Below are 16,690 nucleotides of genomic sequence, written 5' to 3'. Positions count from 1 at the left end.
CGGCGAAGGTGACGAGGAAGGTGGAAGAGAAGGCACGGCCTGGATTCGCTGCTGTCGACGGTGGAATGAGTTTAGCACGATGCCTGCGGGTGGCGAGATCGCCAAGGGAGGGCGATAATGTGCGCATGCCTTCGGCCACTTCACGACCTCGCTCCCAGGCAACTGCAGTTGGTGGATACATTCCGCCGATCCTGACGCCTCGCTTGCGATCGCCGTTCCGGCGGTGGCGTGCATGGCTGTGGTACTTCAAGGAGGTGGCCGCACGGACCCCAGGTCAAGGCAGTTTGGCCCGGTCGCCGGCATTCCCTCGTTGGCGACTGCTGTTCCTGTTGACAATCTCTACTCCAGCTTTGGCGTGGAATGCAACCGGGCACCGGATCACCGCGATGATTGCCTGGGAGCAACTCGACGGAGGCACGAGAGCGAAGGTCGCAGCGATCCTTCGGCAGCACCCGGATTTCGCGCGCTGGCAGGCGCGGGCCAGGACGCCTGATCACGATCTGGCGGCTTTTCTAGAGTCTTCGACCTGGCCCGACGACATTCGCCACGACACTCGCTTCTATACCAGAGGAGTCGATGCGCCAACTCCGACCCTGGCGGGTTTCCCCGACATGGAGCGTCGGCTGGATTGGCACTACCTCGATCATGATGATCCCAAACCAGCGACAGGTGAATCCAGGTCCTCCGGAAGTCTTGATCGACAACTAGCGACTCTGGTGTCGATCGTCGGCGATGCGAAGGCGGCGGTCGAACTACGCGCCTATGCAATTCCCTGGCTGATTCACCTGGTCGGGGATGCGCATCAGCCGCTCCACACGGTCAGCCGCTACGGGCCGGACGGGGAGAGTGACCGTGGCGGCAACAACCAGGTGGTCGTCAACACATTTTTCTACGCCCGTCCCACATCAATGAGTCTGCACCGCTATTGGGACGATCTTCCTGGACCACCCTGGCTGCGTGGCAGCCGGCTCGAAGCCGCGGTCAGCTCACTGCTCAGCCGGCACGCCTCACCACCAACCGCGAAGGTGCCGGAGCAGTGGATCGAGGAGAGCCAATCCATTGCGCGAACCCAGGCCTACCCCCCGGAAATCGGCGACGCCGTTCCGACGATCAGCGCCGAATTCCACGCCCGAGCGCTGGCAATCGCCGAGCGTCGGGTGACCGAGGCGGGTTATCGCCTCGCCGAAGTATTGCAGCGCCTGCTGCGCGATGAAATCCAGAGCGGCGATGCGATCCGGCACTAGACTATGGGCAGGCAATGTTCCACGTGAAACACTGCCTCGCAGCACTTAAGATCGGACCATTGCCCGCAGCCGTGCCACACGCTCCACAGTCGCCGGGTGGGTGCTGAACAGTCCGGCAATACCGCCACTGGACAAGGGATTCATGATCATCATCTGCGCGGTTTCCGGATGGGCCTCGGCGGGAGCCATCGAAATACCGCGCGCACAGGCATCGATCCTCATCAAGGCATCGGCCAGCGCATTCGGATCACCGCAGATTTCCGCACCACCGCGATCGGCCTCGAACTCGCGTGCTCGGGAGATCGCCATCTGAATCAGACCGGCAGCCAGCGGCGCAAGCACAGCCACCAGTACGCCAGCCAAGGGATTGCTCGGACGCCCATCGGCATCGCGACCGCCGAAAAACACCGCGAAATTGGCAAGCGCCGAAATGGCTCCCGCCATCGTCGCGGAGATCGTCGAGATCAGGATGTCGCGATGCCGCACATGCGCCAGCTCATGCGCCATGACTCCACGCAACTCCCTGGCCGAAAGCAACTGCAGGATCCCGGTCGTCGCCGCAACTGCCGCATGTTCCGGGTTGCGACCGGTGGCGAATGCGTTGGGCTGGGCCTCGTCGATCAGATAGACCTTCGGCATCGGCATTCCAGCGCGCTGCGCAAGCTCCCTGACCATGCCGTAGAACTGCGGCGCAGAACCCGCGTCCACCTCCTGCGCGTTATACATTCGCAGCACCATCTGGTCCGAGAACCAGTACGCAAAGACGTTCATGCCGCCGCCCAGCAACAGCGCCAGCAACATCCCCGTCTTGCCGCCAATAAACGCTCCGAGAATTCCAAACAGGGCCAGAATCGCGGCCATCAGGATGGACGTCTTCAGCCAATTGCCGAACATTGCCTTACCCTCCGTCGCTTCAGCATGGTGATGCTCTGCCAGATGGGGCTGTGCCGACAGCTTTCAAGCCGTACCGGTCAAACAGCGGATGCCGGGAAGTATGCGCGTCCCTGCGAGGAACAGCGCTGCCGGGAGGCGTTTGCCACCTGCCTTCTGCAGTTCCGTGAGCCGCAGTGCCCCCTCACCACAGGCCACTACCACCCCGCTGCGGTCAGCCGCCAGGACCGTCCCTGGACGACCCTCGCCAGCAGCGGTCTGCGCGCGCCAGACCTTGAGCAGCTTGCCCTCGATGACGCATGTCGCTCCCGGCACAGGATCAAAGGCACGCACCTGCCGCGCTAGTTGTTCTGCCGGGAGGCGCCAGTCCAGCGCCGCCTCACGCTTGTCGATTTTCGCCGCATACGTTATCCCCCCTTCCGGCTGCGGTTGTGCCGTCAGCGGCAACTGCGCCAATACCTCGATGACCAGGCGAGCGCCGGTCGCCGCCAACCTGTCGTGCAGCACTGAAGCGTTATCATCTCCAGCGATCGGCACCACCGCCGACATCAGCACCGGACCACTGTCCAGCCCGGCGTCCATCTGCATGATCGACACGCCGGTTTGCGTGTCGCCGGCAAGGATTGCCCGCTGCACCGGAGCGGCACCCCGCCACCGCGGCAGCAGCGAAGCATGAATGTTGATGCAGCCGAAGCGGGGAACATCCAAAACGGCTTGTGGCAGAATGAGCCCGTAGGCCGCCACGACCATGACATCTGCAGCAAGCGCACGTATCCGCTCCTGTGCTGCGTGGTCCCTGAGGTTTGCCGGCTGCAGGACTTCGATCGCCGCGGCATCAGCGAGCTGTTTAACTGGCGCGGGACGTACCACCAGGCCCCGACCCGAAGCACGGTCAGGTTGTGTCATGACCAGCACCACCTCATGTCCGGCCGCCATGATCGCCCGCAGTGCGACAGCCGCGAACTCCGGAGTACCGGCGAAAATCAGTCTCATGCGGTGATTCGGGCCTGCTTGGCGAGCTTGTTCCTGATCCGCAACTGTTTCAGTTGCGAGAGATGTTCGACAAAAACCCGCCCTTCGAGGTGGTCGATCTCGTGCTGCAGGCAAACCGACAACAGACCAGCCGCCTCGATGGTCTGCTCCCTGGCTTCGAGGTCGAGATAGCGGACGACCACATGCTCGGCGCGCTCGACCTTGTCGTAAATTCCGGGCACTGAAAGACACCCTTCCTCGCAGACCTGAACACCCTCCCGAGTGATGATCTCCGGATTGACCAGGGTCAATAGTTGATCCCTTGCCTCCGAGGCGTCGATGACGATCAGCCGTTGGTGCACGTCCACCTGTGTCGCGGCGAGACCGATCCCGGGTGCCTCATACATCGTCTCCGCCATGTCTCGGGCCAGGCGACGTATGCCTTGATCAATTACTGCAACGGGTGTGGCCACCTTTCTCAGGCGCGGATCCGGAAAGCGAAGTATTGGTAGTAAGGGCATAAAAAGCTTGATCGAAGAAATAACTGCGTGCAGAATCCAACGTAGCCTCTTGGCAATGTCGGGCTAATACCCACGACAACTAGACAGCTTCCAGCCAGCAGCCCGCCAGACGAAAAACTCCGACAAACGCAGGGAGCGGGAGTTCAATTCCCGCGCGCAACCGTTCCCATGAGGATAACACGATGATCCGCATTATATCCGCGTTCCTTCTAGTCATGGTCAGTGGGCTCTGCGGTGCCACCGGACAAGACCTCCAGTTGGCCAACGGCGCACCCGACCGACATGTCGTTCTCCCAGGCGACACCTTGTGGGGGATTTCCGGGAAATTCCTCAAGGAACCCTGGCGGTGGCCGGAAATCTGGCGCATGAACCGGGACGAAATCAGGAATCCGCACCGCATCTTTCCCGGCGACGTGATTGTTCTCGACCGTGATGCGCAAGGTCGCCCTTACCTTCGCCTGCAGAGCGCACGCGTGTTGCCGCAAGTTCACTCGACAGCGCTTGCCGAGGGGATTCCGGCCATCCCGCCGAACGTCATCAGGCCTTTCCTGTCCGACCCACTGATTGTCGAAGCGCACAGTCTCGACAGCGCGGCGCAGATCGTCGCTACACAGCAGGATCGCGTCTTCCTCGGCAACGGTGACCTCGCCTACGTCGCCAATGCTGATCCTTCCAAGCAGGACTGGCAGATCTATCGCAACGGCAAAGCACTGCTCGACCCGGCAACTTCGGAAATTCTCGGATACGAGGCGTTTTATCTCGGTACCGCAAGACAGGTCCAGGTCGGTGAGCCGGCGACCTTTGAAGTGGTCACCATGAAACAGGAAATTGGCCGCGGTGATCGTTTGCTTCCGGCCATTCGCCCACCACTGATCGCCTACGTACCCCACAAACCGGATTTTCAAGTCGACGGTCGCGTCATTTCTGTATATGGCGGGGTCGACGCGGCGGGTCGCGGCTCGATTGTCTCGATCAACCGCGGTGTTCAGGATGGCATCGAAATCGGACATGTCCTGGCCCTGGAGCGTAATCGCACCGTAGTCGAACGCGATGGTAATGATCAGAAGATGATGGTACCGATTCCACCCGAGCGGATCGGCCTGCTCTTCGTGTTCAGAACCTTTCAGCGCCTGGCCTACGGCCTGGTGGTGCAGGCCGAAGCGACCGTGGACGTCAACGACTTCGCCCGTACACCCTAGCGATGTCGGCGCAGGAGTCGCTGAGGAACTGGCTGCGACTGACGCTGACTCCGGGCATTGGCGGTCAGACTCAGCGCAAGTTGCTGGACGCGTTCGGACTGCCGGAAGTTATCTTTGCTACCGGTCGCAACACGCTGAGCGGCGTCGTTGGCGACCGAGCCACAAGGCTCCTGCTTGACACCGAAAACCATTCTGCGATTGACCGCGCTCTTGCCTGGTCCAAGCAACCCGGACAACACTTGCTCTGTCTTGCCGATCCCGAGTATCCCCAAAGCCTCCTGCAAACCCCCGACCCGCCGACCCTGCTCTATGTCCGGGGTCGCCTGGACTTGCTGAATTCTGCTGCCTTGGCCGTAGTCGGGAGCCGCAACCCGACACCACAGGGGGCAATGAACGCTGAACGCTTCGCGTCAGCCCTGGCTGCCGCGGGTCTCACCATCGTCAGCGGCCTCGCCTTGGGGATTGATGCTGCCGCACACCGCGGGGCCTTGTCCGCGAACGGGCATACCATCGCCTTGATCGGTACCGGAATCGATCGGCTTTACCCTGCATCGAACCAGGCATTGGCATTCGAGATTGCAGACAGGGGCGCAATCGTCTCCGAGTTTCCTCTCGGCACACCTCCTGCCGCGTCCAACTTTCCACGACGCAATCGCCTGATTGCCGGCTTGTCAAGAGGCACTCTGGTAGTCGAGGCGACCACCGAGAGCGGCTCGCTGATCACCGCGCGGCTCGCTGCAGAGTTGAGCCGCGAAGTATTCGCCATCCCGGGGTCGATTCACTCTCCACAGTCCCGCGGCTGTCACAAGCTGCTCAAGGAGGGAGCAAAACTTGTCGAGACGGTTCAGGATGTCCTCGACGAACTGCGTTGGCAGCATTCCGCTGGCCCCCTCGAACAGGCTCCCGAGGCAAACGAGGAAAGCCTTGGGCTGCTACTAAGTATGGGTTTTGACCCTTGCAGTCTCGACGACCTGGCTACCCGCACCGGGTTGACGGCGGACGCTGTTTCGGTGATGCTGCTGCACTTGGAACTGGATGGTCAGGTCGCCAACTTGCCGGGTGGCCACTATCAACGGATTTCCCGAGCCTGAGAGCCCTTTTGATGATCGACATCCTCGTCTACCTTTTCGCCACCTATCAGGATTTTGGTAGCCGCCCCAAGAGCAGAACACTCAAGCGTGCCCTGAGTGCTGTCGGCTTTGAGGATGCCGCGATCAGCACTGCACTGCGCTGGTTGGACGGTCTGAATACAGCCGCCGTGGTAGAACTGCCTGGAAATGATCGCGCACTGCGTGTTTACCGCGTTGAAGAGCAGCGCAAGCTGGGCAGTGACGGCCTGGGTTTCATCGCTTCTCTTGAGGCGGCCGGTCTTATGCGTCCTGCCTTGCGTGAATTGGCGGTCGAGCGAGCCATGCTTCTTGGCGACGAACCGGTTCCTCTGGCCAAGTTCAAGATCATTGTATTGATGGTGCTCTGGTGCCAGGAACAGAACATCGAACCGCTGGTAGTCGAGGAGTTGCTGGATGACGGTGACACGCGGCTCCTCCACTGATCGCGCGCCAGGAGTACTTCCCCACAAGTAGCGAGCGGCTCGGCACAGGCCAGGGAGTGGCGTTGCGCGCGCCCGTCAGTTGATCTTTCGCAACACCACGAGCGGCGGCCGGTTCCCAAGAGAGTACCAGATCCCGGGTTGTTGGCCATACACCTCCTGCTCTCCCAGCCAAGCTCGCTTGCCAAGCGAGGCAGAGTACTTTTATTATGAGTCTCGCGAAGCTAACCTTGGCCGTCGTCGAAGTCCACCTTTCGTCCCTCTCCACGGCTGATGAAGACCCCATGAGCAAGAAACTGATCATCACCGAGAAGCCGTCCGTTGCCGCTGATGTCGCGCGCGCACTCGGCGGATTCGTTCGCAACGACGACTACTACGAAAGCGACGAATACGTTCTCGCGTCGGCAATCGGTCACCTTCTGGAACTGGCCTGTCCCGAAGAGTATGAAGTCAAACGCGGCAAGTGGTCTTTTGCCCATCTACCGGTGATTCCACCTCACTTCGCACTGCAGCCTATCGCCAAGACCGAGCCCCGCCTCAAAGTGTTGGTCCGTCTGATCAAGAGAAAGGATGTCACGAGCCTGATCAATGCCTGTGATGCCGGGCGAGAGGGTGAGTTGATCTTCAACTACATCGTCCAGCACTCCGCCGCCGCCAAACCCGTTGAGCGCCTGTGGTTGCAATCGATGACCCCTCAAGCCGTGCGCGATGGTTTTTTACGGCTTCGCAACGGTACAGAAATGTCCGGCCTGGGTGATGCCGCCGTGTGCCGATCGGAATCCGACTGGCTGGTCGGCATCAACGGCACACGTGCGATGACCGCCTTCAACTCGAAGACAGGCGGTTTCCACCTCACGACCGTGGGTCGCGTGCAAACGCCAACGCTGGCGCTGATCGTTGACCGCGAGGACCGGATACGCAAGTTCAAACCGCGCGCCTATTGGGAACTCGAGGGTGTCTTTGGCTGTGCTGCTGGCGAGTACCGGGGCAAGTGGTTCGATGAGAAATTCAAGGGCAAGGACGACGATGAACACGCACGCGCCGATCGCCTGTGGGACCAGGCCTGCGGCCAGATGCTCCAGCAGAAGTGCTCCGGCAAGATCGGCGAGGTCAGCGAGGAATCCAAGGCGTCGACGCAACTGTCACCGCTGCTCTATGATCTCACCAGCCTGCAGCGCGAAGCGAACGGCCGTTTCGGTTTCTCCGCAAAGGCGACCCTGGGCCTGGCGCAGGCGCTTTACGAGAAGCACAAAGTTTTGACCTATCCGCGTACCGACGCCCGTGCGCTACCTGAGGACTATCGTCCAACAGTCTGCAGCACACTCGCGATGCTCACTGGCGAGGGAGTGGGCAAGGGTCACGACGAGGCCACGCTGGCTCGTTACGCGCCGTTTGCGGGGCGGATACTCGCAGCCAATTGGGTCGTTCCCAACAAGCGCATCTTCAACAACGCAAAGATCTCGGATCACTTCGCGATCATACCGACCCTGCAGGCGCCCAAGCACCTCTCCGAGCCCGAGTTGAAACTCTACGACATGGTGGTCAAGCGTTTCCTGGCGGTATTCTATCCCGCGGCGGAATACCTGATCACTACGCGCATCACGCGTGTCGAGGGCGAGCCCTTCAAGACCGAAGGCAAGGTCCTCGTCAATCCCGGTTGGCTCGCAGTCTATGGCCGCGAGGGCCAGGAAGGCGAGGAAGGCAACCTCGTCGCTGTGGCGCCACAGGAGCGTGTCAGAGCCGAGGAAATGGTGCTCAGCTCCCACCAGACGCGACCACCAGCCCGTTATTCCGAAGCGAGTCTGCTCACTGCCATGGAGGGTGCCGGCAAAGCCATGGACGACGAGGAATTAAGGGCAGCCATGGCAGGACGCGGGCTTGGCACGCCGGCAACGCGGGCCCAGATCATCGAGAACCTGATCGCTGAACAGTACCTTCTCCGCGAAGGACGCGAGTTGCAGCCGACAGCCAAGGCTTTTTCCCTGATGACCCTGTTGAACGGGCTAGGTATTCCTGAACTCACGGCACCAGAGCTTACCGGCGAGTGGGAATGGAAGCTTGCGCGTATGGAACGTGGGGAAATGTCACGCAGCGACTTCATGCGGGAGATCGCTGCCATGACCCAGCGCATCGTCGATCGGGCGAAGAGTTACGACAGTGACAGTATCCCCGGCGATTTTGGCGAACTCTCCACCCCTTGCCCCAAGTGCGCTGGACTGATCAAGGAGACGTACAAGAAATTCCAGTGCCAGTCCTGTGACTTTTCTCTGTGGAAAATCGTCGCCAGCCGCCAGTTTGAGGCCGCCGAAATTGAGGAATTGCTCACCCGGCGCAAGGTCGGCCCGCTAAGCGGTTTCCGCAACAAGATGGGGCGCCCTTTCAATGCGATCGTCCAGCTCAACGCCGAAAACGTACCTGAGTTTGACTTTGGCCAGAGCGCCACCGGTGATGACGGCGCCGTTGAGGTTGTGGACTTCTCCCAGAGTGAAGCGCTCGGCGCGTGCCCGAAATGTGGTGCGCGTGTGTTTGCGCACGGCATGGCCTACGTTTGCGAAAAGTCGCAAGGACCCACGAAGTCCTGCGATTTCCGTTCGGGAACCATCATTCTGCAGCAGGCTGTCGAACCCGAACAGATGCAGAAGCTGCTCAGCACCGGGCGAACCGACTTGCTGCGGAATTTTGTCTCCGCTCGCACGCGCCGCAAGTTTTCGGCCTATTTGGTGCGCGGAAGCGACGGAAAAGTCGGTTTCGAGTTTGAAAAACGAGAACCAAAGGCTGCTGCCAAGCAAAGTCGGACATCAACCAACGATGTGGCGTCAGATGAGGTGGCGGCCCTGCCAGCCAAGGCAGCAGTTCGCCGACGCAAGACAACGACTTAGCCTTGAGCCTTCTTCCCCGCTGCTACCAGACTGACGTTCCACGTGAAACCTATACGGACGCCAATCCTTCTCCACAGTTCGCCGCACGCATCCTCCCCTGCAGTTCCTCCACCCTTCGCCTGGCCGAACCCCTGTAACGCATCCCGAACTCCAGGGTGCGACACAGAGAGAACCGAGGCAAGGCATCCGCCCAGGTCCAGATAGCCAACCTCAGGCCACGACGACCCCGGGGGGCGGAGAATCCAGGATCGCCGCCCGTAAGACATCGATGGCCTGCGGGCGGGGAAAGGTCGCCCGCCAGGCGATGATCACCTGGCGCAGCGGCACGGGGTCCCGGAAGGGTCTCGATACCAGCAAGGCATCTTCCTGTGGCCAGGATGCGGCTGCCGATACCGGGACCACAGAGATCCCAGCTCCGCTTGCCACCATGTAGCGCACAGTCTCCAGAGAGCTGCCCTCGATGGCTCCATCCGTGCCCCCTGAAGCCGAAAGTTGCGGGCAGGCTTGAACAACCTGGTCCCGAAAGCAGTTGCCATTGCCGAGAAGGAGCACATTCTCCGCGGCGACTTGGCGCGTATCGATCAGGACCTCCCGCGCAAGGGCATGCCCGCGCGGCATCACTACACAAAAAGGTTCCGCATACACCACGCGCGAGACAATCCCAGGTTCAGAAAAAGGGAGCGCCACTACAATGACGTCTAGATCACCACGACGCAACTGAGCGCTCAGGCTCACGGTGAAGTTTTCCTGCAGATAAAGCGGCATCAGCGGTGCGCGTGCATGCAGTGCCGGAATCAGACGCGGTAGAAGGTACGGGGCAATGGTATAAATCACACCCAGGCGCAGCGGCCCCGACAAAGGATCCTTCCCTTTCGCACAAATCTCTCTGAGCTTCCCCGCTTCCTCCAGTACTCGCTCAGCCTGCGCTGCAATTTGTTCGCCCGTCATCGTCAGGCGAACATCCGCAGACGATCGCTCGAACAAGATCACCCCAAAACGTTGCTCCACCTTTTTCAACGCCACCGACAGCGTTGGTTGGCTGACATGGCATTTGTCAGCCGCATGCCCAAAGTGTCTTTCCCTCGCCAGAGCCACGATATACCGCAGTTCGGTCAACGTCATCGCCCAGGATCCCCCGCAAAGAGACTACAACCCTCCAAATCCTCCCCCTGCCGCCCCCCCCCGGCAAACAGAGAATGCCTGCTGCTTCGAATGTTTTATCCACGATCAGTCAAACACCTCAGTTCCCCGGATCCCAGCCACACCCACTGCCCTGGAGACAGGCTTGCGGGCAGCAACAGGCCGCCGATCGCCACCCGGTGCAAACCCTCGACGCTGTTGCCGGCAGCAGCGACCATTCTTTTGACGAGGTGATACTTGCCAAGCGTCACGGTCAGCCGCAACCGCCTGTCGTCGAGCCGCGAACAAGCCGCCGCGGAAAGCGATTGCGCCTCGCCATGCAACACCACCCCGTTCAACAGGGCGTCTACTTGCGCATCATCTACGGACTCACGGGTCGTCACTTCGTAAACCTTCGGCACCTGCTTCCGTGGTGAGGTGCAATGATGAATAAACGGCCCATCGTCCGTGAACAACAACAATCCGGTGGTGTCCTGGTCGAGCCTTCCAACAGCCTGGACCCCGCGCGCTACCAACTGCCACGGAAGTAGTGAATACACACTAGGGTGGTGCCCGGGATGTCGGGAACACTCATAGCCCGCGGGTTTGTGCAGCGCAAGATAGGCAAACCTGCAATAGCACCACTCCACCCCGTCGACCACAAAGCGAAGCCCCTCCGGCTCGAAGGCCAATGAGGCGTCCGTACAAACCCTCCCATTGATGCTGACGCGACCGGCGCACACCAGTGCGCGACACTCCGCCCGACTCCCGAACCCCTGCGAACGCAGCATCCGTTCAAGCTCCATACTGCCTACCGCCTCAGGACCATATCCACTACGCTCCCATATTGCCTATACTGATAACCGGCGTCAAAGAAGCGAGAGGAATGAACAGCCCAGAGCCAGGGTTGCAGACACTTCTCTTCGCATTCGTCGAATACCGGAAGTGCTCGCTGCTCGTTCTCAGGAACTGCCCAGGCTGCACCGCCATCCCAAAATCCATGGAGAACTTCCACATGCTGGTCAAATTCATTTCGAGCACTTCGGGCCAAATCATGATGTTCGCCCCTGTCGCGCGCCAAATCCTGGAGATCCTCGGCAAGGACTGCAACGCACGTGGAGTCATCACCAGCGAACAAATCCCGGAGGCCATAAACCTCCTGCGCCTGGCGGCTGCCGATTCCAGGCGCCAGGCCGAAGGCATCACACCGTCGCCCAGTGAAAACCGTGATGGCAAGGACGAAGCCTCGCCGGTTGACCTCAGCCAGCGCGCCCACCCCCTGATCGAGTTGCTCGATTGGACACACAAGGACGATGGCTTCGTTCTGTGGGAGGCTGCGAAGGACTTCTGACGATTGTCAGTACCTGCGGGTGACCCGATCCCTGCGGAAATCAGTGCGCTAGCTACCCAGGATATGGAAGGTGCTCATTATTTGACGCGCTGCAGTTTCGCTCGCCCGGCCGGTGGGGTCGGCGTGGGCGGATCACCGTCGTCTTCCCGACTACCTGTCGCACCTCCAGACGTACCGGCAGTCGCTGCGCTCTCCGGTTCAAAAGCCATGCCCGCGCCGTTCTCGCGAGCATAGATTGCCGAGACATTACCAATCGGTATAGAAATATCGCGCGCCACGCCACCAAACCTGGCTTGGAAACTGATGTAGTCGTTGGCGATGCTGAGTTGCGCGGTCGCGTCGTAGCCGACATTGAGAACGATCTGGCCATCGCGAACATGCTCACGCGGTACGCGCGTGCGTGCATCGACAGCCACCGCCAGGTACGGGGTAAACCCGTTGTCACTGCACCATTGGTGTATGGCGCGAATCAGGTAAGGTTTGGTTGATGGCAGGTCCACACGTTTTCCCCTTGCGCGTGATTGAGTTGCGCCACCATCGTAACGGTACAAGAGCGGCGGCGCCACATGATGACACGCACCTACTTGCGCATCGCTTTCTCGGACGGCGTCAGTGCATCAATGAATCCTTGCCTGCTGAAAATCCGCTCACCGTATTTCATCAGGGGCGCGGCAACTCGCGACAGTTCGATTCCGTAGTGATCGAGACGCCAGAGCAACGGGGCAATAGCCACATCAAGCATCGAGAACTCTTCGCCGAGCATGTGCTTCTGCTTGACGAACACCGGAGCCATTTCGGTAAGACGGTCGCGAATCTGCTGGCGTGAGCGATCCGCGGTCTTGCTGCCCTTTTCGAGCGCTTCGATGTAGGCGAAAACCTCTCGCTCCATGGTGATCAGCAGTTGCCGGGCCCGCGCTCGCATGATCGGATCCGCCGGCATCAACTGCGGATGCGGGAAACGTTCGTCGATATACTCGTTGATGATGTTCGGCTCATAGAGGATTAGATCGCGTTCAACCAGTACTGGCACACGACCATAAGGGTTGATGATGGCGATGTCCTCGGGCTTGGCGAAGAGATCCACATCGATCACCTGAAAATCCATGCCTTTCTCGTAGAGTACGATGCGGCAGCGGTGGCTGAACGGGCAGGTGGTTCCCGAATAAAGATTCATCATGATCAATACCCTCAAAAACGAATCGGCATCGCGGCGGCTACGGACGCTTGTCGCGCCCTCGCCGGCGATGCCGTGGCCTGAAACCCGGCGCTTAATCTTCTGTTATTTGATGTCTTTCCAGAACTTCTTCTTCATCGCATAGGCGAAGCCGAAAAGAACGACGAGAAAGGCCAGAACGCCGAAACCGAGATGCTTGCGGAAACCGGCATCTGGCTCGGCAAGCCAAACCAGAAATCCCACCAGATCCCCAACCTGCTTGTCGTACTCTCCAGGAGTCAGGGTACCGGGAACGGCCAGTTCCAGCTTGTGATCCTTGTTGAGCACCTGCAGACCCTGCAATTGCCAGAGCACATGCGGCATGCCGACGTTTGCGAAGACGGTGTTGTTCCAGCCGGTCGGACGTTTCTCGTCTACATAGAACGAGCGCAGATAAGTGTACAGCCAGTCGGCACCGCTACCTTCCTCGGACGCACGAGAACGCGCAATCAGAGACAGATCCGGTGGTGCCGCCCCAAACCACTGTTTCTGCTCGTCTGGGCGAGCTGCGACCCGCATCAACTCGCCCGTCTTGACAGCGGTGAACATCAGATTGTCCTTGACCTGCTGTTCGGTCAAGCCAAGCTCGGTCAGGCGATTGTAGCGAACATAGCTCGCGCCATGGCAGTTCAGACAGTAGTTGACAAAGGTCCTGGCACCGCTTTGCAACGCCGCCTTGTCGCCCTGCACGTCAGGCGCTTTGTCGAGATGGAGGCCTGCGCCGCTGGCAAGGGCGATGGCCGGGGCAAAGAGCAATGCCGTAAGCAGTTTTTTCATTGTGTGCAGTCCTATTACATCGTCACGCGATCAGGTTCCGGCTTGTACTTGTCGATCTTCGACCACCAGGGCATGGTCAGGAAGAACAGAAAATAGTACGCGCTGAGGACCTGCGCTACCGGAGCGCTGGGGATGACGCCGAAGAAGGCGTAAGACGGTGGTTGCGTGCCGAGGAAGCCGAGCAGGAAGAACGCGATCACAAACACTGTCAGCAGCGTCTTGAAAATCGGCCCACGATAGCGGATCGACTTGACGGGACTACGATCCAACCAAGGGAGGAAGGCCAGGATGACCACACCGGCACCCATGGCCACGACTCCCCAGAACTTGGCGTCAATACCCAGCAGCGGCCACACCATCGCCCGCAGCAGCGAGTAGTAGGGAGTGAAATACCAGACCGGAGCGATGTGCGGCGGCGTCTTGAGCGGATCGGCAGGGATGAAGTTGTTGTATTCGAGGAAGTAGCCGCCACCCTCCGGGGCAAAGAAAACGATGATGGAGAAAACCATCAGGAACACCACGACGCCGACGATATCCTTCACCGTGTAGTAGGGGTGGAAGGGTATGCCGTCGAGCGGGATGCCATGAACGTCCTTGCGCTTCTTGATCTCGACGCCGTCCGGATTGTTGGAGCCCACCTCATGCAGGGCCAGAATGTGCGCGGCGACAAGGCCCAGCAACACCAGCGGTACGGCGATGACGTGAAACGAGAAGAAGCGGTTGAGCGTCGCGTCACCAACCACGAAATCGCCGCGGATCCAGATCGACAGCGGTTCGCCGATCAGTGGAATGGCCGAGAACAGATTCACGATCACCTGTGCACCCCAGAAGGACATCTGTCCCCACGGCAACAGATAGCCCATGAAGGCTTCAGCCATCAGGCAAAGAAAGATCAGGGTGCCGAAGACCCAGATCAGTTCGCGGGGCTGTCGATACGAGCCGTACAACATGCCGCGGAACATGTGCAGGTACACCACGACGAAAAACGCCGAAGCGCCGGTCGAATGCATGTAGCGAATCAACCAGCCCCACGGCACATCGCGCATGATGTACTCGACACTGGCAAAAGCCACCGGAATGCCGTTTGCGTTGATCGATGCGTCCGGTTTGTAATGCATGACGAGGAAGATACCGGTCACGATCTGGATCACCAGCACCAGCATCGCCAGCGATCCGAAGAAGTACCAGAAGTTGAAATTCTTCGGCGCATAGTACTCGGACAGGTGCCCACGCCACATCGACGTTGCCGGAAAGCGGGCATCGAACCACTCGAGCAGATTGCCCTGCAGGGAACCATCAGACTTGTACTTTTCGAAACTGCTATTCGACGCCATGGCTTAAGCCCCCTTCTTGTCTTCACCGATGAGAATGCGCGTATCCGTCAGATACATGTGCGGCGGCACCTCAAGGTTGTCCGGTGCCGGCTTGTTCTTGAAGACCCGACCGGCGAAGTCGAAAGTTGAGCCATGACACGGACACAGGAAGCCACCTAGCCAGTTCCCGTCCATGCCTTCGTCGCTGCCCTTCTTGAACTTGGCTGAGGGCGAACAGCCCAGGTGCGTGCAAATCCCCACCGCCACCATGATCGCCGGCTTGATCGAGCGCGTCTCGTTCTTACAGTAATCCGGTTGCATTTTCTTGTCGGACTTTGGGTCGGCAACCGCCCCGTCGAGGACGGGCAGCGTTTCGAGCATGGGTTGGCTGCGGTTGATGATCCAGACGGGCTTGCCACGCCATTCGACGGTCATCATCTGGCCCGGCTCGAGACCACCGATCTCGACTTCGACCGGCGCACCGGCTGCCTTGGCCCGCTCGGACGGCAGCATGCTGGAGAGGAAAGGCACGAGCGCAGCTATCGCCCCCGCCCCGCCGACCGCAGCGGTTGCGACGACCAGTCGCCGCCTTCCGCAGTCCACCTTGCACTCATTGCTCATAGCGCTGATTCCTAGGACGTAATGAAAAGTTGGTACGAACTAAACCGCCGCATTATACGCCAATCTCAATACGGATTAAATCGAGGAACGCCTGTAACCCTTAGTTCGCGAGCGGTCTACGCTCACGCAGCGCCTGTGCCAGCGTCCCCGCATCGACGTATTCCAGTTCGCCACCGACCGGCACACCACGCGCAATACGCGACACGCCGACATCTCGGTTCCTCAGCATTTCCGACAGGTAGTGAGCCGTTGCTTCACCCTCGTTGGTGTAATTGGTGGCAATGATCACCTCTCGCACCACTCCGTCACAGGCCCGCGCGAGCAGGCGCTCGAGATGCAGTTCAGCGGGGCCAATGCCGTCCAGCGGCGACAAACGGCCCATTACAACGTAATACAGGCCCGAATAGGCCTGCGTCTGCTCCATCATGTTCATGTCAACCGGCGTCTCAACGACACAAAGCTGGCTGGCGTCTCGCTTCGCCGAAAGGCAGCGGCTGCAGATGTCGGACTCGCTGAAGGTATTGCAGCGTTGGCAATGGCGCAGTGTGTCGAGAGCCCGCTGCAATGAATCGGCCAGCCGACGCGCGCCTGGCCGATTCAGCTGCAACAGGTGGTAAGCCATGCGCTGAGCCGATTTTGGGCCAATGCCCGGCAGGCAGCGCAAAGCCTCGATCAATGCCTCGAGGCTCGAAGGTGTGCTCATCAGAAGGGCATTTTGAATCCGGGCGGCAGATTGAGCCCAGCAGAGAAACCAGCCATGCGCTCCTGCGACGCCTCCTCGGCACGCCGAGTGGCATCGTTGAGTGCCGCCGCCACCAGATCCTCAAGCATTTCCCTGTCGTCCATGACCGAGGGGTCAATGCTGACCCGACGCACGCTGTGGCCACAGGTCATCAGCACTTTGACCATGCCGGCTCCCGCTTGCCCTTCGACTTCTAGCTGCGCAAGCTGCTCCTGGGCCTTTTTCATGTTTTCCTGCATTTGCTGAGCCTGTTTCATCAGACCGGCGATTCCGCCTTTCATCATCTTGCTTGCCTCAAA

At 60.0% G+C, this 16,690-nt stretch carries 18 protein-coding genes; 6 read left to right on the top strand and 12 right to left on the bottom strand.

From position 1 onward, the window contains the following. The first annotated feature begins 65 nt into the window (after positions 1 to 65). The gene (locus tag AC15MQ_RS08280) at positions 66 to 1,244 is read left to right on the top strand and encodes a S1/P1 nuclease (protein ID WP_483079854.1); all 1,179 of its coding nucleotides are present in this window, start codon (positions 66 to 68) and stop codon (positions 1,242 to 1,244) included. A 45-nt stretch (positions 1,245 to 1,289) separates the two neighbouring features. Here AC15MQ_RS08280 and htpX read toward each other — a convergent pair whose 3' ends face one another. From htpX to def, 3 genes are all read right to left on the bottom strand, one after another. After that, the gene (gene htpX / locus AC15MQ_RS08275) at positions 1,290 to 2,138 is read right to left on the bottom strand and encodes a zinc metalloprotease HtpX (RefSeq protein ID WP_350497017.1); all 849 of its coding nucleotides are present in this window, start codon (positions 2,136 to 2,138) and stop codon (positions 1,290 to 1,292) included. A gap of 63 nt (positions 2,139 to 2,201) precedes the next feature. Then, positions 2,202 to 3,128 (bottom strand): methionyl-tRNA formyltransferase, encoded by a 927-nt coding sequence (fmt, locus tag AC15MQ_RS08270; protein WP_350497016.1) that lies wholly within the window; start codon positions 3,126 to 3,128, stop codon positions 2,202 to 2,204. Beyond that, positions 3,125 to 3,628: a peptide deformylase gene (def, locus tag AC15MQ_RS08265; RefSeq protein WP_287653233.1), complete on the bottom strand. Its 504-nt coding sequence runs from the start codon at positions 3,626 to 3,628 to the stop codon at positions 3,125 to 3,127. The genes fmt and def overlap by 4 nt, the downstream gene beginning before the upstream one ends. 182 nt (positions 3,629 to 3,810) lie before the next feature. Here def and AC15MQ_RS08260 point away from each other — a divergent pair, with 182 nt between their 5' ends. From AC15MQ_RS08260 to AC15MQ_RS08245, 4 genes are all read left to right on the top strand, one after another. Next, positions 3,811 to 4,827 (top strand): LysM peptidoglycan-binding domain-containing protein, encoded by a 1,017-nt coding sequence (locus AC15MQ_RS08260; RefSeq protein ID WP_287653232.1) that lies wholly within the window; start codon positions 3,811 to 3,813, stop codon positions 4,825 to 4,827. 2 nt (positions 4,828 to 4,829) lie between these two features. After that, entirely contained in the window at positions 4,830 to 5,918 is a 1,089-nt protein-coding gene (dprA, locus tag AC15MQ_RS08255; protein WP_350497015.1) for a DNA-processing protein DprA, read from the top strand. Positions 5,919 to 5,929: 11 nt separating this feature from the next. Further along, on the top strand, positions 5,930 to 6,379 hold the full coding sequence (locus tag AC15MQ_RS08250) for a Smg family protein (RefSeq protein WP_350497014.1): 450 nt from the start codon (positions 5,930 to 5,932) through the stop codon (positions 6,377 to 6,379). Positions 6,380 to 6,660: 281 nt separating this feature from the next. Beyond that, positions 6,661 to 9,255, top strand: coding sequence for a DNA topoisomerase III (locus tag AC15MQ_RS08245; RefSeq protein ID WP_350497013.1), 2,595 nt, complete (start codon positions 6,661 to 6,663; stop codon positions 9,253 to 9,255). Between the two features lie 210 nt (positions 9,256 to 9,465). Here the strand turns inward: AC15MQ_RS08245 and AC15MQ_RS08240 are convergent, their stop codons facing one another. Both AC15MQ_RS08240 and AC15MQ_RS08235 read right to left on the bottom strand, forming a co-directional pair. Next, a complete protein-coding gene (locus tag AC15MQ_RS08240; protein WP_332337616.1) occupies positions 9,466 to 10,377 on the bottom strand; it encodes a hydrogen peroxide-inducible genes activator in 912 nt (303 codons plus the stop codon). A 95-nt stretch (positions 10,378 to 10,472) separates the two neighbouring features. Continuing rightward, entirely contained in the window at positions 10,473 to 11,180 is a 708-nt protein-coding gene (locus AC15MQ_RS08235) for a 16S rRNA pseudouridine(516) synthase (RefSeq protein WP_287667350.1), read from the bottom strand. 209 nt (positions 11,181 to 11,389) lie between these two features. Here AC15MQ_RS08235 and AC15MQ_RS08230 point away from each other — a divergent pair, with 209 nt between their 5' ends. Then, positions 11,390 to 11,725 (top strand): DUF1840 domain-containing protein, encoded by a 336-nt coding sequence (locus tag AC15MQ_RS08230; RefSeq protein ID WP_287667352.1) that lies wholly within the window; start codon positions 11,390 to 11,392, stop codon positions 11,723 to 11,725. 77 nt (positions 11,726 to 11,802) lie between these two features. Here AC15MQ_RS08230 and AC15MQ_RS08225 read toward each other — a convergent pair whose 3' ends face one another. The 7 genes from AC15MQ_RS08225 to AC15MQ_RS08195 form a co-directional block, all read right to left on the bottom strand. Next, positions 11,803 to 12,225, bottom strand: coding sequence for a ClpXP protease specificity-enhancing factor (locus AC15MQ_RS08225; RefSeq protein ID WP_287667354.1), 423 nt, complete (start codon positions 12,223 to 12,225; stop codon positions 11,803 to 11,805). 80 nt (positions 12,226 to 12,305) lie between these two features. Beyond that, positions 12,306 to 12,902: a glutathione S-transferase N-terminal domain-containing protein gene (locus AC15MQ_RS08220; protein WP_287653224.1), complete on the bottom strand. Its 597-nt coding sequence runs from the start codon at positions 12,900 to 12,902 to the stop codon at positions 12,306 to 12,308. 102 nt (positions 12,903 to 13,004) lie between these two features. Beyond that, on the bottom strand, positions 13,005 to 13,715 hold the full coding sequence (locus tag AC15MQ_RS08215) for a cytochrome c1 (RefSeq protein ID WP_287653223.1): 711 nt from the start codon (positions 13,713 to 13,715) through the stop codon (positions 13,005 to 13,007). Positions 13,716 to 13,729: 14 nt separating this feature from the next. Beyond that, entirely contained in the window at positions 13,730 to 15,049 is a 1,320-nt protein-coding gene (locus tag AC15MQ_RS08210; protein ID WP_287653222.1) for a cytochrome b, read from the bottom strand. A gap of 3 nt (positions 15,050 to 15,052) precedes the next feature. Beyond that, positions 15,053 to 15,649: a ubiquinol-cytochrome c reductase iron-sulfur subunit gene (gene petA, locus AC15MQ_RS08205; RefSeq protein ID WP_287653221.1), complete on the bottom strand. Its 597-nt coding sequence runs from the start codon at positions 15,647 to 15,649 to the stop codon at positions 15,053 to 15,055. Positions 15,650 to 15,749: 100 nt separating this feature from the next. Further along, positions 15,750 to 16,352, bottom strand: a complete 603-nt coding sequence (gene recR, locus AC15MQ_RS08200) for a recombination mediator RecR (RefSeq protein ID WP_287653220.1) — start codon at positions 16,350 to 16,352, stop codon at positions 15,750 to 15,752. Then, positions 16,352 to 16,675: a YbaB/EbfC family nucleoid-associated protein gene (locus tag AC15MQ_RS08195; RefSeq protein ID WP_287653219.1), complete on the bottom strand. Its 324-nt coding sequence runs from the start codon at positions 16,673 to 16,675 to the stop codon at positions 16,352 to 16,354. The genes recR and AC15MQ_RS08195 overlap by 1 nt, the downstream gene beginning before the upstream one ends. Positions 16,676 to 16,690 lie beyond the last annotated feature (15 nt).

The sequence above is a fragment of the Candidatus Accumulibacter propinquus genome (assembly GCF_056856495.1).
This window is presented reverse-complemented; position numbering and strand designations above follow the sequence as displayed.

What these genes read in the sequence shown, in the direction of transcription:
- AC15MQ_RS08280 (WP_483079854.1), top strand. Translation starts at nt 66, where the DNA reads ATGAGTTTAGCACGATGCCTGCGGGTGGCGAGATCGCCAAGGGAGGGC.
- htpX (WP_350497017.1), bottom strand. Translation starts at nt 2,138, where the DNA reads ATGTTCGGCAATTGGCTGAAGACGTCCATCCTGATGGCCGCGATTCTG.
- fmt (WP_350497016.1), bottom strand. Translation starts at nt 3,128, where the DNA reads ATGAGACTGATTTTCGCCGGTACTCCGGAGTTCGCGGCTGTCGCACTG.
- def (WP_287653233.1), bottom strand. Translation starts at nt 3,628, where the DNA reads ATGCCCTTACTACCAATACTTCGCTTTCCGGATCCGCGCCTGAGAAAG.
- AC15MQ_RS08260 (WP_287653232.1), top strand. Translation starts at nt 3,811, where the DNA reads ATGATCCGCATTATATCCGCGTTCCTTCTAGTCATGGTCAGTGGGCTC.
- dprA (WP_350497015.1), top strand. Translation starts at nt 4,830, where the DNA reads ATGTCGGCGCAGGAGTCGCTGAGGAACTGGCTGCGACTGACGCTGACT.
- AC15MQ_RS08250 (WP_350497014.1), top strand. Translation starts at nt 5,930, where the DNA reads ATGATCGACATCCTCGTCTACCTTTTCGCCACCTATCAGGATTTTGGT.
- AC15MQ_RS08245 (WP_350497013.1), top strand. Translation starts at nt 6,661, where the DNA reads ATGAGCAAGAAACTGATCATCACCGAGAAGCCGTCCGTTGCCGCTGAT.
- AC15MQ_RS08240 (WP_332337616.1), bottom strand. Translation starts at nt 10,377, where the DNA reads ATGACGTTGACCGAACTGCGGTATATCGTGGCTCTGGCGAGGGAAAGA.
- AC15MQ_RS08235 (WP_287667350.1), bottom strand. Translation starts at nt 11,180, where the DNA reads ATGGAGCTTGAACGGATGCTGCGTTCGCAGGGGTTCGGGAGTCGGGCG.
- AC15MQ_RS08230 (WP_287667352.1), top strand. Translation starts at nt 11,390, where the DNA reads ATGCTGGTCAAATTCATTTCGAGCACTTCGGGCCAAATCATGATGTTC.
- AC15MQ_RS08220 (WP_287653224.1), bottom strand. Translation starts at nt 12,902, where the DNA reads ATGATGAATCTTTATTCGGGAACCACCTGCCCGTTCAGCCACCGCTGC.
- AC15MQ_RS08215 (WP_287653223.1), bottom strand. Translation starts at nt 13,715, where the DNA reads ATGAAAAAACTGCTTACGGCATTGCTCTTTGCCCCGGCCATCGCCCTT.
- AC15MQ_RS08210 (WP_287653222.1), bottom strand. Translation starts at nt 15,049, where the DNA reads ATGGCGTCGAATAGCAGTTTCGAAAAGTACAAGTCTGATGGTTCCCTG.
- petA (WP_287653221.1), bottom strand. Translation starts at nt 15,649, where the DNA reads ATGAGCAATGAGTGCAAGGTGGACTGCGGAAGGCGGCGACTGGTCGTC.
- recR (WP_287653220.1), bottom strand. Translation starts at nt 16,352, where the DNA reads ATGAGCACACCTTCGAGCCTCGAGGCATTGATCGAGGCTTTGCGCTGC.
- AC15MQ_RS08195 (WP_287653219.1), bottom strand. Translation starts at nt 16,675, where the DNA reads ATGATGAAAGGCGGAATCGCCGGTCTGATGAAACAGGCTCAGCAAATG.